The sequence below is a fragment of the Bradyrhizobium sp. UFLA05-125 genome (assembly GCF_059803515.1).
The window spans coordinates 1-23,838 of sequence record NZ_JBANBJ010000056.1; the positions used below are offsets into that span (position 1 = coordinate 1).

Here is a 23,838-nt window from a genome sequence, read left to right on the forward strand (position 1 = left end):
GTTCGAGAACGAGGCGAAACTCGAGGCCTACAAGGCGCACGATCTTTACCAGGAATCAATCAGGCGGGTACGGCCACTGCGCGAGATGCGGTTGGCGGCAGACTACTGTGTATCGACTGATGTGCGGCTCATCACGCGCCGCACGGCGTCCGCCGGCTGAGGCTAAGCTGACCGTCGGTCTCACGAGCTTGCAAACTTCCGACCGAATGTCACTCTCCTTTGGCGGGCTATCATCGGAAGCGCGCGGACGCCAACTCGCAGGTCAAGTGATAGCCCGATGTACGTCCGCGAACTGCAATGGACTGCCCCTGTCACAGCAATGCGGCGCCTCGCCCGCGGGCCCCATCTTACATTTCTAGATAGCGCCGCAAGCCACGAGCTCCTTGGGCGCTACTCATATCTGACTTGCAACCCGTTCGGCACCTATATCATCGCGGACGGGCAGGCGAGCTGGAACGGACAGGCCATTGACGGTGACCCCTGGGACGTCCTTCGCACACTTCTCGCCAAGTATCCGCAAGAGCATCATCCTGATCTGCCGCCATTTCAGGGAGGAGCGGCCGGATTCTTCGGTTACGATCTGAACAGGACACTGGAGCGGTTGCCCGTGCCGGTACGTTCCGGACACCGCTTGCCTCAATCCATTCTCCACTTCTATGACGTCGTCGTCAGTTACGATCACCGCGACGGCAGGTGCTGGATCGTGTCGACAGGTTGGCCGGAGCAGGATCCCGCACGCCGGGCCTCGCGTGCCCGCCAACGAGCCGATGAGTTTGCAGCTCTCCTTGCCGGCCCATACTTGCCGCGGGACAATGCCTATGGCGCAGTCGGACCATGGCAGTCGAACTTCAGCCGCGCGTCTTACATTGCGGCGGTACAGCGCGTCATCGACCTCATTCTGGCTGGCGATGTCTTTCAGGCCAACATTGCGCAGCGCTTTAGCGCCAGGCTCCCGGCCTCATTTGATCCTGTTGCCTTCTACTGCCAACTGCGATCATTGAACCCCGCACCCTTTGCAGCGCTCCTGCGTTACGGCAATCTCACCATTGCATCGAGCTCGCCGGAGCGATTCCTGAAGCTCGACGGACGGCGGGTCGAAACGCGCCCCATCAAAGGCACGATCGCGCGCTCAACGGATTTTGGGGAAGATCAGCGTCGTGCACAACTCCTGGCCGCGTCCGATAAAGACCGGGCCGAGAACATTATGATCGTCGATCTCCTACGAAGTGATCTGTCTCGTGTTTGCACGCCGCATTCAGTCGAGGTTCCAGCGCTGTGCAATCTCGAAACCTATGCCTCAGTGCACCACCTCGTGTCGGTCGTCACGGGAGAGCTTGCAGGGGACCAGGACGCGGTCGGCCTCGTTCGCGCCTCTTTTCCAGGCGGCTCCATCACCGGGGCGCCAAAGGTGCGAGCGATGGAAATCATTGCGGAACTCGAGCAAGCCGCGCGAGAGGTCTATTGCGGGGCGATCGGTTTCATCGGCTTCAACGGGCACATGGATACGAATATTGCGATCCGCACGGTCACGATCGACGACGGCTTGGCTGTCTTTCACGCAGGGGGCGGGATAACGGCGATGTCGGATCCGGCTGCCGAATATGAGGAGACGCTCGCGAAGGCGCAGCGGGTTTTCGACGCATTTCGCGCCATTTCTACCGGTGAACTTTGATTATCATCATCGACAACTACGACTCCTTTGTCTTCAACATTGCCCGCTACTTCCGCCGGCTTGGTGAAGCAACAGAAGTTGTCCGAAATGATGCGATCAGCCTTACTGATATTGTTCGTCTCAAGCCGCGCGCCATGGTCATTTCCCCCGGTCCCTGCACGCCAACAGAGGCAGGCATTTCGCCCTCAATCGTTCGCCACCTCTCAGGTCGTGTCCCGATTCTCGGTATCTGCCTTGGACACCAGTGCATCGGAAGCGTTTTCGGCGCGCGCCTGAGGCGTGCACGTCGCCCCATGCATGGTCGCTCCTCATACGTTGCGCATGACGGCCGCAGGCTATTCGAAGGACTTCCTTCCCCCCTTTGCGTCGGGCGCTACCATTCCCTCATTGTTGAACTCGACCAATCACACGCGTCGCGTCTTATGGTCACGGCGCGCTCGGACGAGGGCGAGATCATGGCCCTTGCACATCGCGACCAGCCTACCTATGGCGTGCAATTCCACCCTGAATCGATACTGACCCAACAAGGAGACGCTCTGCTGACGAACTTTTTGCAACTGGCAAAGAGTTTCCAAGCCTGAGGATGGGCATTTATGTCGCCCGCCTCTCCTCCAATGAGGCGTCGGCGGAATCCGTAACACTTTAAGTCCGATCGCATTTCTCTGCCCTCTGGCTCGACCAGATTGATCGCGCCTTTCGGCAAGCGGAGGGCGGCTACGTCGCCCGGGCACGGCCAGTTCACACATCCCCGACTGCCGACCAGCGATTGACGTTAATCCCACCATTTACTCGCCATCCGTGAGACTGCTCGGCAGGAGAGGCGAATTTCTGCGCGCGGCGAGAAGACGCTAGCTTACCTAAATCCCGGCCCGGTCGGGGTATAAAAAGTCTTGTATCTCACGCGGTGTCAGATTGTAGGCTTTCAAACGCAGCAACCGACCACCTTCAATCCCTATACAGTTGTGAGAGAGACCTTCGTGGATACGCTGGATGTCATTGGCGTCGGGATCGGTCCCTTCAATCTCAGCCTGGCAGCCCTGATCGAACCTACCCCGCTCCGCGCACTATTCCTGGAGAAGCGCGGGGCATTCTGCTGGCATCCAGGGCTGGCGCTGCCGAACTGCCGGTTACAAGTGTCGCCATTCAAGGATTGCGTGACGCTGGTGGACCCCACCAGCCCCTATTCTTTCCTGAACTACCTGGCACAACACGGACGGCTCTACGGCTTTGTCAACAGACGCAATGCTTCGACCTCGCGGCGAGAGTTTACTGACTATTACCGGTGGGTCGCACGACAACTTGGCACGCTTCGCTACAACGAAGAGGTCGTCGACGTCGCGCCCTTCAGGGACGGCTATCGCGTCGATACGAGCACAACGACATACCTCGCTCGCGCCGTCGTAATAGCGGTTGGCGTTGAGCCAACGATCCCCCCGTGTGCCAGACCCTTCATTTGCAACACCGTCTATCACGCCGCTGACTATCTCGACGAGGACTCACCTGGTGCAGACGAGCATGTGCTCGTCGTGGGAGGTGGTCAGAGCGGCGCGGAGATTGTAGAGCACCTCCTCAATCATCCCAGCGCTCCCCGGATTACCTGGGTCACATCGCGCTCAAACCTGTTTGCGATGGACGATACCAGTTTCGTGAACGAGGCCTATGGGCCGGGCTACAGCCGGCGCTTTCATGCCCTGCCGCTCCAGCACCGCCGCACAATCATCGAGCGCGAAAAGCTAACAAGTGATGGCATTTCTGCCGAATTGTGCAATCGCCTCTATGACATTTTGTACGAAAGGAACGTGGAGGGTACGCCGTCTGACAGCTTCCTTCTCCTGTCCAGCGTCGTTGTGAAAGACATCGCGCCCCTTAACAAGCGCTGGGGAGTCAATCTGACGGATCTTGCCACGCAGCAACATCACAGCATCCTCGTTGATCGCATCATACTTGCCACGGGTTTTCGGCCGCGCACTCCACCCTTTCTAGAATCGCTCCTGGGCGGCGCGCATATGGAGGATGGCCTACCCGTGCTGGGCTCGGACTACGCGGTTAGCTTCAATCAGCATATGCCAGGACCGGTATATCTCCAAAATCAAGGTCGTCTGCAGCACGGACTGCAGAGCGCAAACTTATCGCTGGTGGCGTACCGCAACAGTCTCATCATCAACAGCCTCCTCGGACGTCCCTTCTATCTGGATCAATCAGGCCAGCAGATTCTCGATGGTTACGAGTCCACAGGCGCTGCGGATCTGAGCACCGTGCCGGATGCAACGAGACTTGCAGAACATCTGAGCGCAATCACATGAGTGCGTCCCGATCCTCCATCTTACGAATTGTCGATGTGCCCCCTTCAGCTGCGGACCGGCTATCTTGCAAACTGCCCTATCGCGCCTTTGCACCATTTTTGGTCGCATCCAGTATCATTGCGGCAGCTTACGGCACGAGCTTCATATTGCCGGAATATATGGAAGCGCTCGGTATGGAGGGCGACGCCGCGGGTACCGTTATCTCAAGTGGCATGGTTGCAACGATCGTGTGCTGTTGCCTGGCAGGCCGAGTGGCCCAGCGCATTGGCATTATGCTGACGATAGCTGCCGCATCGTTGGTGATGGCGCTGGCCATGGCGGCCTTCGCTGCTGCAGCATACGACACGCGAATGGCATACGCGGGCGGCATGCTCGTCGGTGCAGGATGGTCGGTATTGTTCATCCTCTCGCCGCTGCAGCTTATCCGTCACTTACGTCCCGCAGCCCGTATAGAACATCTGACGATCCTGTCCGGCGCCCAGATGGTAGGACTTGGGCTAGCGGCCCCACTCGGCCACTTTCTGACAGAATGCACCGGCTCCATGGCAATGATGTACGCAGTTTTCGCGATGGCCTGCGCAATCGCAGCCATCTGCGTAGGCGTCGCACGGCATGCCATGTTGAGCATCCCCTCGGTACCCATGCCTCACATCGAGGTCACCCTGGTCGAAACCATCGCCCTGCTCCGACACGCAACAGTCGCACCGATCCTCATGATCGTGGTTGCGGCCTGCATTTTTTCCGGGCTATCGACATATCAGAGCGCCTATGCAGCGTCACGTCAGCTCAATCCCGACCACTTCTTCCTCGTATTCACCGTTACCACCGTCGCGCTCCGCTTTTCAGTCGCCCATATGCTGAACCAAGTGCCCGTACACCGGCTTGCGCTCACGCTCTTTATTGCTACCGGCGCTTCATTGGCGTTGCTCATTATCAATCCTGGCGACACTCTGCTGTATCTATTGGCCGCCGCAATCTTCGCCACAGGCTACGGGCTCAGCTATTCCGCCCTTATCGGAATGGCCGTCAATCTTGCCGGCGAGCGCGGGCTTTCCGTACCAGTTACCTCACAAATCTTCACCTTAGCCTATTTCCTCGGGTTGTTCGGCTTTCCGTTCCTCGGAGGGCAGTTGATCGGTGGATTTGGCGTTGACGCGATGTTGCTCACGCTATTGGGCGCGACTGCCTTTAACGGGGTGCTGGCAATCGCACTTCGGCCAAAGGCAACAACCTACTCTCTGTAATCTTCAAAAAAAGGAGCTCGCACATGCTGACCGAGGCACAGAAGGCAAAATGGCATCAGGATGGATATCTTCGGCTTGAAGGCTTCTTTGATGCGCCTACGCGCGACAAGATCTCTGACTTCGTGGACGGCGTCGCGCGCTGGGATGTGAGCATCGACAAGTGGATGATGTGGTTCGAAAAAACGGCCGATGATCGCAAGATCATCTCAAAGGTCGAGAACTTCCTGGACTACCATGGCGCTCTACGCGAGACGCTGCTGGCCGACGGCCGCATTTGCAACGCGATCAAGACGCTACTTGATGAAGACACGCGGATGCTCAAGGAGCTGCTGATCTTCAAGTACCCTGATAGCGGCGGGTATCGCCCTCATCAGGACATATATCATATACCTCACAAGCTCTCCGAGCGGATGGTGCACGCCATAGCAGCCGTTGCCATCGACGATTCGGCTCCGGACAATGGAGGTCTATTCTTCACTCCGGGTCGCCATAAGGAGGGAGTTTTTCCCATGGATGCCGGTGGCGTCATAAATCCGGACGTGGTCGAGAGCTTTGAATGGGAACCAGTGCCGTGGAAGGCGGGTGACGTCTTTATTTTCGACGACTACGCGCCCCACTACTCACTGCCGAACAAGAGCGATCGCTCTCGCCGCACCCTCTATTTGGTGTTCCAACGCGCGTCGACCGGCGGTCCTGATCGCGCCGAATACAATCGCATGAAGCGCGCCTACAACCCGCCAGAAGGCAAGGTCGCTGACTCTGAAAATCTAAAGACGCCTAACGCTATCTTCTATCGCGACTGATCGCAGCCCTTAAGGAAAGACCACGTGTACACCAAGCAGATCGATCGCTCTCTGATGCGGACCGAATATGGCGTGCTGGTTTGCCGCCTGCTGGAGCATTTACCGGATGATCTCAGCCCCGAGTTCGGTGCCTCGGTCGTTGAGGTCGCCCCCGGTGGGGCGGTCGATCTGCACGCGCACCACGAACACGAACTGTGGCTCTTGATTTCAGGCCAGGGAGAATTCGAAGCTGACGGGCAGACGCAGTCGGTGAACGAGGTGACATTGTTCTACATGCCTCCACACCAGAAGCACGCTATCCGGAATGTCAGCCAGGAGAGCACGCTGAAATTCCTGTCCATCTGGTGGGATTGACATGCGCACCTATTTCGTATGTCCCGCTCCCCCCTGCCCTAACGGCAAATTACATCTCGGTCACATCGGCGGCGTGTATTTGCTTGCCGACATCTTCGTGCGCTTTCAGCGCCTGGCCGGCCACCGTGCGCACTTTATCACCGGCGCCGATGAGCACGGCACCTATACGCTTGTAAAGGCACGAAAGCTCGGCCAACCCGTTGGCGACGTTGCACAAAAGCACATTGACGAGATCCTGCAGGGCCTGCGTGCCATGCACATCACGCCCGATGTCTTCGTTCGCACATCGAGCGAAATACATAAGGAGAACGCGCTAACGATTTTCCGCGAGCTGCAGGAAGCTGGTTATGTCGAGGTCCGCAATGGTGTCCAACTCTATTGCGAGCATTGCGACGAATTTGTCGCGGACTCGCTGGCAGCTGGGAACTGTCCGGCGTGCGGCTCTGCGACCGACAGTAACTTGTGCGAGAACTGTGGCCTCGCCATTCGGCACGACGCCTTATGCAATGCCCGTCATGTCACCTGCGGTCACAATCTTGTACTTAGACCAATTGAGCAGGCCGTATTCGATACGCCTCGCCTTGCGAAGCTGCTGGACACAGCTATTGGAGAAAGTGCTTGGGCCCAGATCATTCGGGACAAGGCGCGCGCTTGGCTATCCAGCGACATGCATGGCTTGCCGATGTCGCGCCACTTCAGTCATGGTGTGGAGTTAGTCGAGCCCGAACCTTTGTTCGGCCAAACCCTGCTCACATGGTTTGAGGGCCTGTGGTGCTTTGACACCGGAATTCGCGAGCAATGCGCCAATGATTTTCTGGGCCCAGAAACAACCTTGCACGACCCTAGCACCCGGCTTGTGTTTTTCATGGGCCAGGACAATCGCTTCTACTATACGGTAGGTGTAACCGGCGCGCTGCTCGCGCGCGGCTACCCGATGCCCACCAATCACTCCATCCAGGATTTCTACAAGCTCGAAGGGGAGAAGTTTTCCACTAGCCGTAACCATGCGCTTTGGGCCGATGAAGTCGCGCGCGAGGTAGACCCCAATGTGCTTCGCTATGCGCTCGCTCGAATTGCGCGACCATTCGGCAGAGATGAAAACGAATTCGACGTTGATCAGCTGATCAGGGCGGCATCACATCTTCGGGTCTGGGAAACGGCATTACGCCAATATGCCAACAATGCACGCACATTGGACAGCAGGCGTTTCAGATCTCGTCTGTACATGCTCGCTCAGCATTACGCTGATGCGATCGAGGAGCTCCGATTCTGGGATGCGCTTGATGTCGTTGATACCTACTTCGAGGTAGCAGATTTTGCGCGTGACGACAGCGGCATGTGGAACCCCGCGCAGATCTCGCTGTTCCTGAGCCTTCTCTATCCTGTGGTACCCGAGCTGGCGATCCGATATGGCCGCCATTTCTTTGGTGCGGCATGGCAGCCATCCTTCGGCAAACCGGCTACAAAAGCAGGCCTGCCACCAAAGGTCGATTTCCCGCATGTCAGCACGGAGATACCTGCGAACTTCATTGCAGCCTACAACGAACGTTTTCGCCCCGATCGGCCTAAGCAAAACACCGGAATTTGAACGACAAACCCCATGAACTCAAATGTATCTCACCGCAGCACTCTGGCTCAGAGCTTTGCACCCTTCAACTACTCAACTGCAAAGAACGCCATCCATTTCGGGTATGGGCTCCCCGATCCGGCGATGTTCTCAGAGCTGGCTTGGCCGGACGCATTGAGCCAAAATACCGGTGTCACCACCGCCGACCTGCTTCAGTATACGGACGCGGTGGGTTTGCCCAAGCTCCGAGAAAAGCTCGCACAACGCTATAACGTGCAGCATGACCAGATTATCCTGACCGCCGGTGCGTCACAGGCTCTGCAATTGGTCGGCGACCTCTGGCTCGACCCCGGCGATGTCGTCCTGACCGAGGACCCATCCTATCTGGGTGCACTGCGCATTTTTTCGATCGCGGGTGCAACCATTCTCCAGCTTGGGATGGGAGCCGATGGCGTCGACCTGAACGAGCTTGAACAGACCTTGCGTCATAATGCCCGCGTGAAACTTTTCTACACGACGCCAGCGTTTCATAATCCGACTGGGCGCCAGATGTCGCGCCCCCATATGGCCCGCCTTGCAGCGATGCTAGCCCAGTATGGCGTGGCTCTGGTACAGGATCTCGTTTATGCGGAGCTGCCCTATGACGGCGAAGTTGACTGGCTGCCACCGGGCGGCAACGTCATTAATATTCACAGCATTTCCAAGATCGCCGGACCGGGCTTACGGGTAGGCTGGGTGCTTGCAGACTGTGACGTCATCGACAGACTGGCTCGCCTCAAATGCGACGGCGGCGTCAGCCCGATCGTCAGCAATATCGTCTTATCGTTGCTGCAATCGGACGCGCTTGACGCGCACATCGTGCGATTGCGCCAGCATTATCGTGCCAAGCGAGACAGCATGCACGCGCTGCTGCAGCGGAGCCACTTTTGCGATTTGGACTATCTTCTTCCAAGCGGGGGTTTTTCGTTCTGGGTTCGGCTGGCTGCAGGAATTGAGGCTGACACTTTCATTAAAGCTGCGTGCTCCGAGCATGACGTGCATCTTAGACACGGCGGAGATAATGGCCCACGCAGTGGCCATTATGTACGCCTGTGCTTCAGCTATCTCCCGACAAGTCTGATTGAAGAGGGCCTAGCGCGATTGGAGAAGTTGCACGCCAAGCTGTACTGATCATCGTCACGCACATCTTTCGAAGATTGATGGTTCGAACTGCTGAGATACGCCCATTCTCCGGCTAGCTCCGACATGCGCCACAACATGCATTCGAGCTTGAGCACCCGAACGGCACTCCGGTGGGATGACCTTTAACGTCTGGCGACATTAAAAATCCGTCATGAGCGCGGCCCCAGTGACGACCAGCCGTACGAAGCGTCCAGGACCGGGCGCACCAGCAACTCCATCCAGGCCAAGACGAGGCCGAGACTGTAGCCGATGGCGGCGAGGATGACGTTGCGCGCCAGCTCACAGCGCTCGAGATGTCAGCGACCAAGATAGCCGTCGGCCTTCATGCGACCAATCTACCGGCTCGATGACGAAGTGGCGCCTGAGCTCGCGCTTGATCACGACGAAGAAGTCGCGCACCTGACCGAAGATCACGACAGGAAGCGGGCTTTCCGACGCGATAGCTCCTCGTCAACATAATTGGCTGCTTGAGCAACTGGTGAGATCTCGGCAGCAATTCAATGATGCCGCCGAACCTCTAGCCATCATACGGTTGCTCAGGGCACACCTCAAAGTGCAGCACGGGCTGGCCCAGGGGAGCGCAGCCCGACATGGTGACGATGAAGTGATTTGACGCCGAACCGATGTGGCTGAGGCTTCCTCTTGCTGAGTACTCGATCTCCGGTAGTTCCGTACGCTGCTTTTTGCTGTGCGCGCACTACCGTCGATGTCCGAGCGGAATGCCTAACTTTAGCGCCTTCTGACGCAATGAACCGACGCTTCGCTTTGTAAGCTTTGAAATTTTCGTAACGGGTGTCTTCGCCCTCGAGTGCGCGCGTAGTTCTTTCACGTCCGCCTTCGTGTACTCGCGACGGACAATCTTCTTGTATTGCGTCTTGGCCATAACAACTCCGTTGGCATTCTTACGCACATCTAGCAGGAATGAAATGAAACTGCCAAGCGCGTGTGAGTTGCAACGCGACGCCTCCTCATGTGTCGGATTTCTCACAGTTTCTTCCCAGCTTGGAAGCGCGCTACCCCCAGATGGAAGCTAATCTCGCCCCCGGGCCGCGGCCAATATGTCATCCCTAAGCAAAACTCTGGCGCAACCGATTGATTCTGCACGAGTGCAATGCCGCATGAGCGTTGGCAAGAATCTATCTCGAGAGGTTTGCGTTCGGTCCCGACCTCGCTGTGGTCGAGATCGCTGAAATTAAGAGCAGCAGTTTCAGCCCTGGTGTTTGCGAGATCGGGGTGACTCTCGTTTTAAGTCTTCTCGTCCAGCCAGCCAATTTTGCGTTTCAGGAATTCGAAGCCGAGCACCTGAAAGGCGGCCTGCTCCTTGTTGTCCCTGCCATAGCCGTGACCGCCGCCGGCCGGCTCGTAGAGATAAGCCTCATAGCCCATCCCCTGGAGCTTGGCGACCATCTTGCGGGCGTGTCCGGGATGGACCCGATCGTCCCGCCGGGTGGTCGCGATCAGGATCGGCGGATAGTCCTGCCCTGGCTTGGCCATATGGTAGGCGGAATAGGTCTTAAGCCATTCCCACTCTGCGGGCTTGTCAGGATCGCCAAACTCGGCAATCCAGCTCGCGCCCGCGAGCAGCTTGGTGTAGCGACGCATATCGATCAGCGGGATGGTGCAGAACAGGGCGCCGAAACGCTCTGGGTACCGCGTCAGCATATTGCTGATGAGAATACCGCCGTTCGATCCGCCTTCTGCCGCGATGCGCTTTGCCCTCGTGACGCCGCGGCGGACAAGGTCGGCCGCGATGCTTGCGAAATCATCATGAGAGAGCCGCTTGCCGGCAAGGCGTCCGGCATCGTGCCACCGCGTGCCGAACTCGCTGCCACCGCGCAAATGTGCCTGCACCGAGGTACCCCCGCGCTCGAGCCACAGCTTTCCAAGCGCGGAATTGTAGTACGGCTTCACCGAGATGCCGAATCCGCCATATCCGCTCATATGGACGGGCGCTTCGCCGGTCTCACCTTTGGGTCCGGTCTGCACATAGGGAATGCGCTCGCCGTCGACCGAGATCGCTTCATGATGGGTGACCACGAGACCATCAGCGGTAAAGGTCTTAGGCGCCTCCTTCAGCAGGGCTGGACGGGCGACGCCCCGCTCCAAGAGCACAATGAAGGGAGGCGTGAGCGGATCCTGGATCTTGGCCAGAAGGTCACCATTGCCCTCAGATGGATCGCGATCAAGTGGCCAGACATCAACGACGCCGATATCGGGAAGCGAGTCCAGCTGCTCGCGGCTCCAGGTGGTGGGGGATGGCGTGCAGATCTCGAACACCGGCCGGAGTTCGTCGAGGATGGAGAGGACGAGTTTGCCATGGACCCAGAAAAATCCCTGCAGTGCTCGTCGCGGCCTCGCCACAAAAAGGACCACGAAATTGCGCTTCCCGGCTAGAAAGGCGGTCAACGATATGCCGATGAGAGTATCCGCCGGGTAGATCACTCCGGCAATTGTCGCAGCCGAGCGGAGCTTCACCGCGAGCCAGTCCTGATGCGCCTGCAGCCAAATATCGGTCGGAAGATCGAGCTTGACGTGCGCCCCTGCCTCGGTTCCGAGCCATGCGTGGAAATTGAAGAAATCCAGCTGCTCGCTGTACCAGACGCGTTGCTGTTGTCCGGTACGTTCGATCCCACAGCTGACGCCCATGCGATCAGGCGACGTCTCGAAAACCACGGCCGCGCGCTCGATGGGTTGACCGCGGCGCCACAATCGCACGGTTCTCGCATAGCCCGATATGGTTGCCATTCCCTCGCCATAGGCGCTGGACAACAGCAACGTATCGGGATCAACCCAACTGACGCTACTCTTTGCTTCCGCCAGCACAAAACCGTCAGCCACAAAGCTCTTCGTGGCCAGATCGAATTCGCGCAGCGTTACGGCATCGCTGCCGCCCCGCGATAGGGCGATCATGACGTGCGAGCTACCAGATAGCATAGCGGTCCAGCTCAGAAGCCAGTCTTCGTTCTCAGTCGCCGCGAGCTGATCGACGTCAAGTAGAGGATCCCATGATGGCTCAGACTTGCGAAATTCTTCTAAAGTGGTCCGACGCCAGAGGCCCCGCGGATTCTTGACATCTTTCCAAAGGTTGTAGAGATGGTCGCCGTGCCGGCTGACATAGGGAATATTGTCCGGACGGTCGTAGACCGAAGCCAGCGCGTCGCGATCCCGCGCGAATGTCGCGCCTCCAAACACCTGCAGAGTTTTGCCGGTCTGTTGCTCGACAAACTCGAGCGCTTCCGGGCCTTCTATCTCTTCCAACCAGAGATAGGGATCATCATCAGGAGCTGAGAGCGTTGGCTTTCCACCCCTTGGCGCTGACGGCGAGCTTGCTTTAGACACCGTACACTCCAATGTTAGCATCAACCGCGCTTTCTATACTCCATCGAGGGCGGCACGATATATTTCCCAGCCTACAACCTGACGCGGCATTAGATTCAAGCTCATTCTGTGAACTACAATTGCGTAGCGAATGTCCGCGGCTTAGGGGCTGGCACGGTCTGAGAAGCTGGACGCATCTCCGCATTTGGACGAAGGCTGCAGGCGATCCTGTTTGTTCAGATCGCAACATTATGTGAGACCGCCGACGGACAGCCTTCCAATCCTGCCTGCCCTCGCTCGCCCCATTAACTTCGGCAACAAGTCCGCCCTTTCCGAAGCCACTTGATGTGGCAAGACGCTATCGGCTTCGAATTTCACAATGTGTCCCATAAAACTCGCATACTATCCTGATTTCTTCACCGTCAACTTGACGCTATCTGCACCAACTTTGCGAAGCAATGGAGCTTCGCCCAAAGGGCATGTCGCCGCACAATGCTCGACATCTGCCTCTGCCATAAATTCATCGGGAGCGCTTTCCGCGGATGGCTTCGCGCGTTCCGTGCAAATCCGCCTTCCTGTGCAACGTATGACCGCCAATCACTTTTCACAGAGCACCCTGTATCTGTTCGAGCTTATGAACATGCGCATCGTAGCCGACAGTGATTGCTAAGGCAGGCGCGGTCGCCATCGCGATGAGACGCGCGGATCTCCGAACGAGCCGTCCCCAAATTTGGCCACTGATTCACTACTGAGAAGCCAAATCGCTCGCCCCAATCCTCGTCGGGCCGCAATCCCACGGGATCCCGTCCAAGAACGCGGAGCGTCGGACACTCAGCAGCACCCGAACACCAGGACACCGGGTTTCGGAGAACGCACATCATCGTCAAACACTCGTGCAAATCGGCACAAGGGGTGGCTGGCTTCATAGAGACGCCCATCTTGCCAACCGTGTCCCGGTGACTGCGGCGATGTCAGAGATCCAACAACTGGCAGTACTATTCCCAATGGCACGCCGTTAGCGACGCTGTTCTCTCGACAGGCTAGATCCGCATCGCATGCCGTGATCGGCACGTCCTTTGCTGAGATGAGGACGAAAGCCCCGCAGCCAAGGCTGCCCGCAACGGGCGGCGCTAGGAGTTCCCGATGAAACCCACCCAGTTGTTGCATCACTCCGCGCCCAATCAGGCCAGCCTTCCCATAAGCCGCGGTGTTTGGCTTGTGCATAGGGTCGGCCCCATTCAAGGTGGTACCGATTAGCGAGATATTTGACGGGGCAGAAAGCTATCGGCTGCATCTTCGGCGTTTGCCGACGGGCGACAAGGCTTTGATCGCGTGCCCGTTCTGACTCTTCGGCCCCCAACCGCGTGGGGCAATCCGTTACCGCAAGCGGAGAGACCATGCTCCAGATAAAGCCCACGAGCGCCCCGGCATCCCAGGGTCGATTGTCACGATGGATCGCATTTCTCTACGGCGTGCTCGCCTACGCGGCTTTCCTCTTCGCAATTCTATATGCGGTAGGCTTCGTGAGCGGCCTAGTCGTACCGAAAACGATTGACACGGGGCCTGGCACCTCGCTCGTCGAAGCGCTTTCCATAAATACGCTGTTGATTGCTCTGTTTGGCATCCAACACACCGGCATGGCGCGCAAACGCTTCCAGAATTGGTTGACGCGATATGTACCGAAATGCGTTGAACGGAGCACCTATGTGCTAATGGCGAGCCTGTGCCTTCTGTTGCTATTCTGGCAATGGCGTCCCATACCGACAATCGTTTGGCAAGTTACGGACCCCGATGTGTCGGTCATGATCGGGACGGCAGCGTTCCTTGGCTGGGTGCTGATGCTCACCAGTACGTTTTTGATCGATCATTTTGAATTGTTCGGACTACGGCAAGTCACGACTAATCTCACGGGCCGCGGCCTACCGGAGCCGCAGTTCCGGACTCCGCTGTACTACGAATTTGTGCGACATCCCATCTACCTCGGCTTCATTATCGCGTTCTGGGCCGCGCCCGTCATGACGATCGGGCATCTGCTCTTTGCAATCGGGGCAACCGCTTACATCTTTGTCGGAATTTTCTTCGAAGAGCGAGACCTCCTCAAGCTGTTCGGGAAGCAGTATCGCCAATACAGAAGACACGTTTCCATGCTCATCCCCTGGCCCAAATCGGAGGAAAGCGATTGAGTCAAGAAGACCCGACCACGCGTCGTCAGGCACACGGCCGCTAGGATCCGAGAGACGAAACATCCACCCCCGGCAGCTCTGTATCGCGAGGGCGCCGTTTTCTCGGCACTCTGACTTTCGGCGCTTCGCCGCACGCAGCAAAGCGTCGCGCCGAGCAAGTCCGACCCAATGAACGAGTTGCAATGGCGGTTTTCGCGCACCCTATGTCGTGAACCAGCTAAGCAACGGAACCGGCGCGACACACTTGAGCCACATCTCGAAAGGTCAGATCAGGTGGCCTCAAGATTCTAATCGCACAGCATGAGAAACAACTCGTCACGAAATTCAAGGACGCTATCGAACCACGAGTTCCCAAACGATCCGGACGTGGCCCCCTGGGCTCGTTGGTCGGAAAATATGCATATCTCTGACACGCAGCTTGCTCTCATCGATCAAGTTCGCAACGCGCCCAACATCTCCTTGGTCAGAGAAGAGCACATACATTAGGCCCCCATCATTTAAGTGCAGGTGCGCTCCTGCGAGAACCGCTGCCATGACTTGGTGGTCTTGATCGAAACACGAACGCTCCAGGTCGTCCCTTGCTTCGCGATTCCAATAGGGGGCAGCAAAGAGAATGACATCGAATTTCTCACCGGATTGCAGCGCAGAATAGGTGTCGCTATGGCGTACGTCAGCTTTGTCCGCGTAACCTAGCCGCTCGATGTTTATCGCCGTCGTGCGAACGGCTTGCGGATTTATGTCGAGCGCCACGAGGCGCCCTGCGCCGGCACGGAGCGCGGCAAGCCCTAGCACACCTGATCCGCATCCGAGATCGAGTACCGTCGCGTCATTTTCGATGCGCCATTTCGACATTAAGGCGTCCGGACCGTGACTTAAGCGTGGTGACAGAACGCCTGGCAGGATCTGTAGGGGCATGCCGTGCACCTCCACATCGTGTGGGAGTTCGCGCAGCCGCAGTTCGGCTAGCATTGCATCGACGTCCGTCATTTGGCACCGTTCAGATGCGCTCGCCCACGTACTCATTTTAACGCTCCATCTTTGGGTACGGACCGCGCGGACCATCAGGACCCACCTGCGTATCAGGCCGAGGCTTAGCGAACTTCTTCCGCAGGCCGGCAGTCTCCATACCTGAGGAGGTATAAAGAAGGATGTGCCGCACTCTATGGAGAACTTGCTAAGGCATCACGGCCATTCCTGCGCGCTTATTCTCGCTCGGATGAACACGACAGCTTCCAAGGAGATCCCTTTCTCGTCTTGCGCATCTAAAGACGACCAGCGCTCCACCCGAGTTGCCGATGCGATGGGCACCAGAATGCATCTGGCCATCCTCGATTAACGAGCTTCGACACACAGCCACCTACTCCGCTGTCGCATTGACCCGCCCGCGAGGTCTCGATGCGCGCGATGCTACTGAGACCAAAGCGTACAACCTCACGCAGCGTTAGATTCAAGCGATTCTTTCGAAGTAAATGTTGCGCCACAGTTACAGCAATTCGTGTTGGTGCTGTTATGACGCGCGCGGCTGGGGGCCCTCTAAGGAAATGAAGCTCGAAATGAAAAACTTGTTGCTTATGACTGCGAGCATCGTCGCACTCAGCGCTGCGGCGCCTGCATTCGCCGCGGATCTCGCTGCACAGCCTGTCTACACCAAGGCGCCGCCGCAACCCGCGCAGGTCGGGCTCGCGGCCTACGACTGGAGCGGATTCTATGCTGGCATCAACGGCGGCTGGGGTTCGAGCCATAACTCCTGGGACTTTGCAGGCACCACCCCTGAGGGCTCCCACGATGCAAGCGGCGGCACGGTCGGTGGGCAGATCGGATATCGCTGGCAGATTGGCCAGACAGTGCTTGGCGTCGAAGGGCAAGGTAACTGGGCCGATTTCAACGGCTCTAATGTCAGCGCTGCCTTTCCGACCAACAGCAATCACACGAGGATAGATGCGTTCGGTTTAGTCACTGGTCAAATCGGTTATGCCGTCAGCAACGTACTGATATACGCTAAAGGGGGCGCCGCAGTCGTGGGCAGCAGCTATCAGATCAACTCCGTTCCCCCAGGCACGCAGCTTGGGAGCGCGGACACTACGCGTTGGGGGGGCGCCGTTGGCGCCGGGCTTGAGGTCAACCTGACGCCGAACTGGTCAGCTGGCGTCGAGTACGACCACGTGTTCATGCCGACCAGCGACGTGAACTTCACGGCCGCCGGTGGTGGTGCGCTTGGGAACGATCGCATTCGCCAGGATTTTGATCTCGTGACCGCGCGCGTCAATTACAAGTTTGGCTGGCCCCTGGTTCTCAAGTAACGATCCCCTGATCTTCAATCGGCGATCGAGAGCCCCGGCCCTTAGCCGGGGCTCTTTGTCGAGATATTCCTCTGCGGGCAACGATCACCTATGTACCTTTTGTGCTTTGCGAGAATTCCCGCGTTAACGTAACTCAGGTCCGTTCTGACGGCCCACGGATGCGTCGGTGAGGCAGTGCTGACGACATCGACTGCGCAGATCGCCAGCGTCTGATTCGTCCGGAAGATTTTCGATCTGGGCCGTAGATTTGTCTCGCCTTCAGTGATCCAGCGTCTCGACCCATCGCCGAAACCACCACCCCCGTACTCCCGTGTTCCAACTTTGACTTTGAAAGCTTCGACAGACCAATGCTTTGGCGTTCGGCAATCAAGGCGCCGTAACAGGCATGCAATCTCCCATTGTGCTCGGCGAGGCACTCTTACACCATTTTTCGGTATGATCTGAAACGTAGCGATGATGCGTGGGCCTCGATGTATGCCGGCAGCGATCGACCATTACGAGACCACCTTGCCTGATGTCTCGGCAAGCTCGGATGGATCTCGCCGCCTATACTTCCGGCAGCGTCATCGATTGGCGTCGCTCAGCGAAATCGCTGACGTCGCGCACGCGCAGTTTGCCCCATGACACCGAGCCAGGCACAGGTCGATAGACGCACCGATGCCCCTGCGCTCGATGTGTTGTACCAAGTCGCGCTTAGCAAAGAATCCCAATAACCATCGTAATGAGACATCCTGAGACTGGGTTAAGCGCCAAAAACGGCGAGCTTTAATGCGACTTCAGGTCCCAATGTCTTGCAAGAGGCGTCTCTTTCGCAAGTATGCCAATACTGCGTATTCTGTATCAAAAGCCATTCGCCACGCGAATACCTGCGTAGAAGTAGATGGGACTAATCAGAATGCATCTTCCGCTAAGCGATCTCGTCGGGCACGCTAGGTAGCACAGAGTTACCTGGTCAGCTGGCAACGGCCGATGAAATGACATCGCCAATCAGTCACGGTCACGACGCAGTGGACGTCGCGACGATTCATGGGGATAGCGCAGCCGTTTGAGCCCATACAGTCACGAGGCCCGCTCCCTTGCAGATACCAAGGTGGTCCTTGCGAGCGGACACCACACAAGCTACGCGACCATTGGTGTTGCCGCTGCAGTTACCGAAAATTCAATAAGACCAAGACGAAGCGCCTTCACAAGGCCTTGAGTCCGGTTCGCTGTCCCGAGCTTTCGTATTGCGTTCTTAAGATGGAAATTCACCGTATTCTCGCTGACACTCAGTATCTTTCCGATTTCCCAGGACGATTTGCCCTCCGCCACCCATCGCAAGCAATCCTTTTCGCGCTCTGATAACGTCACTTTGCTATCGCAAGCGCCGTCCAAAGGTCTTGCGACCTCCGCAAACGCAACATGAAAATGCCAAGCCAGCGCGTTGAGACGCATCACATTCCGCTGAGGATCGGCATCTTCAAAACGGGATGCGAACGATACCACGGATATACGACCTGATGGCCCAAATAGTGGCACGCTGATACCGTGCTTCAGGCCTGCCTCTCTGGCCTCCTCGAGTACACGTTGCTCGCAGGCCTGAAGCCGGTACTCTTTGGCGAGCTGGTCCCATAGAAACGGCCCTGTAAACATCGGTGTCCGCCGGACGACCGGATCGACCGTGTAGTACTTGCGTTCCAAATAGCGCTGGCACCAGTCTGGCGGTACCTTCATAGCTATCAGAGGCGGTGGGCAGCCCGGCAGACGAAGCGGCTCCGCGAAGGTGAGCGCTCCGTAAGCGACTTCAGTGAAGCCCTCTTCGCTCGCACAGCTCACAAGCAGATCAAACAGCGCTTTGAGAGATTGCGTTTGACTCGCGCATTCGACGAAGCTGAAGAGATTCATATGGCGCCTCACGCGATCGGCAGAAAGCCGTTATTGCGCCGTTCGACTGAACTTGTTTCACACTGAGGTTGGTTGTATTCCCGCGCTGCTCCAGCATACATTGCGGCCGGGCGAATGCTGCGATACCTACGGAACGAAAGCGACTGCCAGCGCAGGTAAGAGCTGCAAACAGTGGCGATACGGGCGAAGTCGGGACGTCCGCGCGTTTCCGCCGGTTTGGATGACGGTGTCAACATTGGGACTCTCTATGCCCCAACAAGGGTGAACCGCGCGGGAAGCGCTTGCCCCCGTGTTACACACAGACTGGACGTCCCTTGTGGCCTCCCTGATCCACCAGTCAAGCGTCAGCCGGTCGCTCGACAGTCCGTGCAGGGAGATACTGCGTCCAAATCTGGTGGATTTGCGTGAGCCGCGGTGCGCAGATCGGCGTGATGATGCCATGCCCCAACTACTTGAATTCACCGTCGATGATCTCGCTGCGAGCGAAGATGAATTCGGCCGGGCTACGTTTCCTGCAAATTGTTGCGGCTCGCGGCCGCCAGCGCATAGCTGATCGGCAATAGCGCGGCGTCCGCGACGATGCGATCGGTCATGCGCACGGCGAGGGCGGATAAGGACACCGTCTTGGGCAGGGAATCCGATCTGTCTGGAGGTTCTACTGTGAGGACGGTAATCTCGTCGTCGAGCTCTTCGCGCACATCCAGCGCCCTTTACAGCAAAAGCCGATCGAGGCAGTCGATTATGGTCACTGCGCCGGCGTTTGCTGATTTTGGTGGAGGGCCGCACGTGAGTTTGCGAGGAATCGAGGACATGCTTAATGCAGATGACGCTGTGCATGCGTTTCTCCAAGAACTTTGCAAGGGGCCTTGGATGAGAGCAGCAAGTGTCATACCAGTCTCCGGCACGCGAAACTCGATCTGTAAGACAAGAACTTCGAAGAATTGCCAAGCTTCGCCCGATGAAGCACTGCGATATACGTCGGACTTACGACAACGTCGTCTGCACTTGCTGCGACAATCTGTAGATCTTGATCAAGACCCTCCCGATCCAGGGCCGCATACGATTTCCTCCTCGCGCTTTAAAAAACAGACCGCGGCAAGCTTGGGGGCCGCATGGTCGCCGGCGACCAACACTTCACTGATCGGCGCCGAACGATGCGCGCATAGCCGACGCATTTCAGCCTCGTACGACGTGATGGGTCTCCGACCGGAACAAGGTCTGGAATTCATTGTCCTCGGCTGCCGACATCGAGTTCTTTGCGCGCAAGTCAACTACCAACTTATAGCAATTGATCAATATAGGGGAGGGTGCCAATCACTGCCTAAAGGCCGTGCTGGTTGCGCCTCAGGGACTTCGGCATCAGCAAAGGTCTGTTCGCGCAAACGAAACCGATCGAACTGCGAACTCGCCGCCTGCTGATATGCTTCGACCTCTGGTTTGCTTGAACGACGGACCTCTCCTTTCTTATGGAACCCATAATGGGCTTTCAGGAGCAATCGCTTCCGATCCGCTTTCTCGTTGACGGCGACTTCAACAATGCGCGTCTTCTCGCACGCAAAGTCCGGCAACGTGGAGCTGCCTGGCTCGCGCTTCAGGATAGCTATTTTTCCGAAAATGAACTATCTTTTTTGGCGAGCGATATGCCCTCGCCGACATCGATGAGCTCTCAGGTCGACTGCGTGCAGTGAGGGATACAATTGGACAAGACTTGGTTCCTCGTGGCACAAGTAGAAGCGCTGATTGTTGGCCGTCCAATGGACGAAGCGGTTCGCGCGCTTACGCCGAAGCGGGAGCTGATGCGATCCTTGTTCGCTCGCGAAAAAGCACCGCGGATGAGATCCTTGCATTTGCGAGTGCCTGGCAGAACCAACTGCCCATCGTGATCATCCCAACAAAGTACTATCAAACGCCAGTCTCTGCATATTGCAATGCGCGGATCTCCACGGCGATCTGGGCCAACCACTCCATGCGAGCCGCAATAGTTGCCATGCGAAGGGTCTGCGCTCGCATCATAGCTAAGGAAGGCATTGCGAGTATTGAGCCCCATATTACGACGCTCGACGAGGTGTTCGACCTGTTGCGGTACGACGAGCTCATCCGTGCCGAAGCGCGATATCTCCAGCGTCGGCGGCTCCCTCTCGAGGAGCTCGGCTTTACATGACGTGATCTGATGTGGATGCACATCGAACTGTTCGGCCCGTGCTAGCGCTCGATCGCCCTTGACGTGCGGCAAGCGCAATCTTCGCCTTAAAACCAGTGTGCGATTCCGGCATGCTCGTCTCCTCACCGCCTCTCCTGATTCGCGGACCACTCTTGCCCGCTGTCAGGCAGAAACTGCACTTGTCGTACTGTTCAGATTTCGGAGCCGGCTCCTCCATCCAGAAGCCTTGTTCATATTTACGCCACTCGTCGAGATATGGGACGCATCACCGTCGACTTATTTGCGCGTTGACTGCCTTGACCAACAATTCGACCATTAGCGTATCGGGGTGCTGGAAAATCGCATCCCCCTTTGCGCTCGCTTACCGCGAGTATAAACAATCGTTGGGTCTCAAATCACTGTACTGTCGATTGACTAGTTAGTTCGTATAAAAACCCTGTCCGTCTCTTGTTGCGAGTAGCGGCCATCAGCAGGATCAACTGGTTAGCCAATTGGTAGTACTGGTTCTCAAGCATCCGGATCTTTCCAAGTTCTCCATTCATAGTTGCGCAGCACAACATGCCCCGGTCCCGAGCCAATCAGGTAATTCGGATTGAGCGGTGTCTTACCAAGGGGCGTGCAGATCACATATTGGGGCACCGCAAACCCTGTGGTATGTCCGCGGAGATTTTCGATTATATGTATCCCCTCAGCTATCGATGTTCTAAAATGCTCAGCTCCCCGCACTAAATCAGCATGATACAAATAATACGGTCGCACGCGGGCCATAACCAGTGCGTGGACCAACCGCTTCATAACGTCGATCGAGTCATTGATTCCTTTCAACAGCACGGATTGGTTTCCCACGGGAACCCCCGCTTCAAGCAATCGTTCGATCGCGAGTTTGGCCTCAGATGTCACCTCGTTGGGGTGATTGAAGTGAGTATTTATCCAAATTGGATGATACTTCTTAATGATTCGACAGAACTCAAGCGTAATCCGCTGGGGCAGCGTTACAGGAGCCCGGGTGCCGATACGAATGATCTGCACATGTGGGAGCTGTCTGAGACGCGACAGTACGTACTCTATCTTGTTGTCGGCAATCGTAAGGGGATCACCGCCGCTCAAAAGCACGTCCCGAATTTCTGGACGCTCTTGGATATACGCAATTCCACTGTCTATCAAGGATCGGTCACTGACGATTGAATCGTGATTCGCATGCACCTTGCGCGAGCAGTATCTGCAGTATGTGGAACACAAGTTAGTCAGATGAAAAAGAACGCGATCGGGATATCTGTGAACGATGCAGCTCACATCGGTCTTGCCTTCTTTCCAAAGTGGATTCTCGGACTCCACGCCTGATCGGTGGAACGACGGGAGTTGGTCGATATGATAAATGTCAACGAGCTCATTGATGTTTGGCATAGCTTGGCGGCGAATCGGATCGTTTGGATCGTTCCGGTCCATCAATGATAAGTAATATGGAGTTACCTTGAAGACATATCGCTTACCCACTTTGTCGAACGCTTCTTCTTCTTCCCGCGTTAAATTTATGTGCTTCCTTAGGGCTTCGGACGTGGTGATGCTGTTAGCAAGCTGCCAACGCCAATCGTCCCAGGAGCTATTTTGCGGCTCTTTAGTAACTGACATACGAGAACTCCGAGATGATTACTTTCCTTTTTGGTGGTGTTTGGGCCACGACAGTCAAATGGCACAGGAACGAGCTCATCTTCCCGCGATATGGGTGCTGGCGGCCCGCCCCGCCTGGCACGCTCCGTCGCATTCAAGCTTCGTGCCAATTCCCGACCGATAAGAACAAGCGATTTCGCGGGATATGTGCGCTAGGAGCCTATCTGAGTAGTGACCGGTCAAGAGGGTGCGATCTGATTTTTGACGATGAGCAAGGAATTTCACCCTTGGAAAATCCATAAGGCCCAGCTTCTGGCGGCCAAACCCTGCAATTTCGTTTTTGGATTCCCTTTTGCGACGAACCATGACTCTGTTGCGCATCGGATGTGACAATGCAGCCGAAGAAGAACAAAGCCACGGGATCGAGTGACGTGTTTCCGGTGCTGGATCAGATAATCAACATAAAGCACGAACTGGTTCAGCTGCGACCTGGATCGACTGCGAGATCGCTCCGCTTTACAGCGAGAACGGCCGGCCCAGGATCGAGCCCCGCTTCATGATCAGAATCTTGCTGCTCCAGCACATTACGGCTTTGCGCGAGGTGCGCGGCGTCGAGCAGCGGCAGGGCATCATCGGATTACCTATGACTTCAGGCTTTGAAGCCGGTGAGACCGAGATGCCCCATGCCGGGAATTTCGCAATCGAACAGTGCACGTATCATTTCGACACGCTTGATACTACCGTCGAGTTAAACCGACGGCAGCATGCCGCAGCAAACCTCCGGCGTTCGGTGCCGTGTTCTCAGTGCTGCGGTGAAAACTGAGGACGGCATATCGACGCACGAGGCACCGTACGCGAAGCTGCTTCCAAGTGATGATCCATCATGCCCATGCTGACTGGCAATGCGTTCTCGAATCCGACCCAAGTCTGTCAAAGGACGGTGTCGACGATGAGGTCGGCAATGCGCTTCGTCACCGCATCGTAAGCGGTGGTCATTACGACACGGCTCCCTCTTCTCTCCAACGGTAAATGATTGGAACTGTGCCGCGTCGAGATGCCGCCCCGAAATATGTGTCAAGATCCTGACATTCAGTGACCGGCTTTCCGGAAGTTGGCGCTTCCTAGATAAAGGGAGAAAGCGGTCAATAGCGACAAAAAAAACCAGTTTGCTCCCCAATTTCAGGATAAAGCGCATCAACGCTTCCAATGATCGCGCGCGATCCGTCAATGGAATTTCGACGTCCTAAGGTCATGCGAAA

18 protein-coding genes and 1 pseudogene are annotated in these 23,838 nt (G+C 56.8%); 14 read left to right on the forward strand and 5 right to left on the reverse strand.

Annotated features, from left to right (window positions below):
- The 9 genes from SO156_RS33380 to SO156_RS33420 all read left to right on the forward strand — a co-directional run.
- Nucleotides 1-160 (forward strand): Dabb family protein (locus SO156_RS33380; protein ID WP_498537771.1); only part of this gene is annotated, 160 nt, incomplete at its 5' end.
- 117 nt (nt 161-277) lie between these two features.
- Nucleotides 278-1,672 (forward strand): aminodeoxychorismate synthase component I, encoded by a 1,395-nt coding sequence (gene pabB, locus SO156_RS33385; protein WP_498537739.1) that lies wholly within the window; start codon nt 278-280, stop codon nt 1,670-1,672.
- Complete coding sequence (locus tag SO156_RS33390) at nt 1,669-2,253, forward strand: anthranilate synthase component II (RefSeq protein ID WP_498537740.1); 585 nt, start codon at nt 1,669-1,671, stop codon at nt 2,251-2,253. The genes pabB and SO156_RS33390 overlap by 4 nt, the downstream gene beginning before the upstream one ends.
- A 396-nt stretch (nt 2,254-2,649) precedes the next feature.
- Nucleotides 2,650-3,975 (forward strand): lysine N(6)-hydroxylase/L-ornithine N(5)-oxygenase family protein, encoded by a 1,326-nt coding sequence (locus tag SO156_RS33395; protein ID WP_498537741.1) that lies wholly within the window; start codon nt 2,650-2,652, stop codon nt 3,973-3,975.
- Nucleotides 3,972-5,219 carry an MFS transporter gene (locus SO156_RS33400; protein ID WP_498537742.1) on the forward strand — a complete coding sequence of 416 codons (1,248 nt, stop codon included), beginning with the start codon at nt 3,972-3,974 and terminating at the stop codon, nt 5,217-5,219. Before SO156_RS33395 ends, SO156_RS33400 begins: the two co-directional genes overlap by 4 nt.
- 23 nt (nt 5,220-5,242) lie before the next feature.
- Nucleotides 5,243-6,022: a phytanoyl-CoA dioxygenase family protein gene (locus SO156_RS33405; protein WP_498537743.1), complete on the forward strand. Its 780-nt coding sequence runs from the start codon at nt 5,243-5,245 to the stop codon at nt 6,020-6,022.
- 24 nt (nt 6,023-6,046) lie between these two features.
- On the forward strand, nt 6,047-6,376 hold the full coding sequence (locus SO156_RS33410) for a cupin domain-containing protein (protein ID WP_498537744.1): 330 nt from the start codon (nt 6,047-6,049) through the stop codon (nt 6,374-6,376).
- Nucleotide 6,377: 1 nt separating this feature from the next.
- Nucleotides 6,378-7,964, forward strand: coding sequence for a class I tRNA ligase family protein (locus SO156_RS33415; protein ID WP_498537745.1), 1,587 nt, complete (start codon nt 6,378-6,380; stop codon nt 7,962-7,964).
- Nucleotides 7,965-7,976: 12 nt separating this feature from the next.
- On the forward strand, nt 7,977-9,113 hold the full coding sequence (locus SO156_RS33420) for an aminotransferase-like domain-containing protein (RefSeq protein WP_498537746.1): 1,137 nt from the start codon (nt 7,977-7,979) through the stop codon (nt 9,111-9,113).
- A gap of 1,257 nt (nt 9,114-10,370) precedes the next feature.
- Here SO156_RS33420 and SO156_RS33425 read toward each other — a convergent pair.
- On the reverse strand, nt 10,371-12,464 hold the full coding sequence (locus tag SO156_RS33425; protein WP_498537747.1) for a prolyl oligopeptidase family serine peptidase: 2,094 nt from the start codon (nt 12,462-12,464) through the stop codon (nt 10,371-10,373).
- A gap of 1,376 nt (nt 12,465-13,840) precedes the next feature.
- Here SO156_RS33425 and mddA point away from each other — a divergent pair.
- Nucleotides 13,841-14,626 (forward strand): methanethiol S-methyltransferase, encoded by a 786-nt coding sequence (gene mddA / locus SO156_RS33430; protein ID WP_498537748.1) that lies wholly within the window; start codon nt 13,841-13,843, stop codon nt 14,624-14,626.
- 333 nt (nt 14,627-14,959) lie between these two features.
- On the opposite strand, the gene SO156_RS33435 is transcribed toward mddA, so the two are convergent.
- Entirely contained in the window at nt 14,960-15,613 is a 654-nt protein-coding gene (locus SO156_RS33435; RefSeq protein ID WP_498537749.1) for a methyltransferase, read from the reverse strand.
- 566 nt (nt 15,614-16,179) lie between these two features.
- Here SO156_RS33435 and SO156_RS33440 point away from each other — a divergent pair.
- Nucleotides 16,180-16,926 carry an outer membrane protein gene (locus tag SO156_RS33440; protein WP_498537772.1) on the forward strand — a complete coding sequence of 249 codons (747 nt, stop codon included), beginning with the start codon at nt 16,180-16,182 and terminating at the stop codon, nt 16,924-16,926.
- A gap of 1,119 nt (nt 16,927-18,045) precedes the next feature.
- Here SO156_RS33440 and SO156_RS33445 read toward each other — a convergent pair.
- Both SO156_RS33445 and SO156_RS33450 read right to left on the reverse strand, forming a co-directional pair.
- Nucleotides 18,046-18,810, reverse strand: coding sequence for an autoinducer binding domain-containing protein (locus tag SO156_RS33445; protein ID WP_498537750.1), 765 nt, complete (start codon nt 18,808-18,810; stop codon nt 18,046-18,048).
- Between the two features lie 503 nt (nt 18,811-19,313).
- Nucleotides 19,314-19,508 (reverse strand): hypothetical protein, encoded by a 195-nt coding sequence (locus SO156_RS33450; RefSeq protein ID WP_498537751.1) that lies wholly within the window; start codon nt 19,506-19,508, stop codon nt 19,314-19,316.
- A gap of 780 nt (nt 19,509-20,288) precedes the next feature.
- Here SO156_RS33450 and SO156_RS33455 point away from each other — a divergent pair.
- Together SO156_RS33455 and SO156_RS33460 are read left to right on the forward strand one after the other, a co-directional pair.
- Nucleotides 20,289-20,498: a hypothetical protein gene (locus SO156_RS33455; protein ID WP_498537752.1), complete on the forward strand. Its 210-nt coding sequence runs from the start codon at nt 20,289-20,291 to the stop codon at nt 20,496-20,498.
- Entirely contained in the window at nt 20,495-20,971 is a 477-nt protein-coding gene (locus tag SO156_RS33460) for an isocitrate lyase/phosphoenolpyruvate mutase family protein (RefSeq protein WP_498537753.1), read from the forward strand. The genes SO156_RS33455 and SO156_RS33460 overlap by 4 nt, the downstream gene beginning before the upstream one ends.
- Nucleotides 20,972-21,478: 507 nt before the next feature.
- Here the strand turns inward: SO156_RS33460 and SO156_RS33465 are convergent.
- Nucleotides 21,479-22,600 carry a KamA family radical SAM protein gene (locus SO156_RS33465; protein ID WP_498537754.1) on the reverse strand — a complete coding sequence of 374 codons (1,122 nt, stop codon included), beginning with the start codon at nt 22,598-22,600 and terminating at the stop codon, nt 21,479-21,481.
- A 371-nt stretch (nt 22,601-22,971) separates the two neighbouring features.
- Here SO156_RS33465 and SO156_RS33470 point away from each other — a divergent pair.
- Nucleotides 22,972-23,180: pseudogene (locus SO156_RS33470) on the forward strand (transposase); the annotation flags it as partial.
- Between the last annotated feature and the right edge of the window lie 658 nt (nt 23,181-23,838).

Bases quoted from the DNA above. Each gene is read 5' to 3' on its own strand.
- SO156_RS33420 (WP_498537746.1), top strand. From the start codon at position 7,977: ATGAACTCAAATGTATCTCACCGCAGCACTCTGGCTCAGAGCTTTGCA.
- SO156_RS33440 (WP_498537772.1), top strand. From the start codon at position 16,180: ATGAAAAACTTGTTGCTTATGACTGCGAGCATCGTCGCACTCAGCGCT.
- SO156_RS33405 (WP_498537743.1), top strand. From the start codon at position 5,243: ATGCTGACCGAGGCACAGAAGGCAAAATGGCATCAGGATGGATATCTT.
- SO156_RS33415 (WP_498537745.1), top strand. From the start codon at position 6,378: ATGCGCACCTATTTCGTATGTCCCGCTCCCCCCTGCCCTAACGGCAAA.
- SO156_RS33455 (WP_498537752.1), top strand. From the start codon at position 20,289: ATGGGCTTTCAGGAGCAATCGCTTCCGATCCGCTTTCTCGTTGACGGC.
- SO156_RS33465 (WP_498537754.1), bottom strand. From the start codon at position 22,600: ATGTCAGTTACTAAAGAGCCGCAAAATAGCTCCTGGGACGATTGGCGT.
- mddA (WP_498537748.1), top strand. From the start codon at position 13,841: ATGCTCCAGATAAAGCCCACGAGCGCCCCGGCATCCCAGGGTCGATTG.
- SO156_RS33445 (WP_498537750.1), bottom strand. From the start codon at position 18,810: ATGAATCTCTTCAGCTTCGTCGAATGCGCGAGTCAAACGCAATCTCTC.
- SO156_RS33400 (WP_498537742.1), top strand. From the start codon at position 3,972: ATGAGTGCGTCCCGATCCTCCATCTTACGAATTGTCGATGTGCCCCCT.
- pabB (WP_498537739.1), top strand. From the start codon at position 278: ATGTACGTCCGCGAACTGCAATGGACTGCCCCTGTCACAGCAATGCGG.
- SO156_RS33435 (WP_498537749.1), bottom strand. From the start codon at position 15,613: ATGACGGACGTCGATGCAATGCTAGCCGAACTGCGGCTGCGCGAACTC.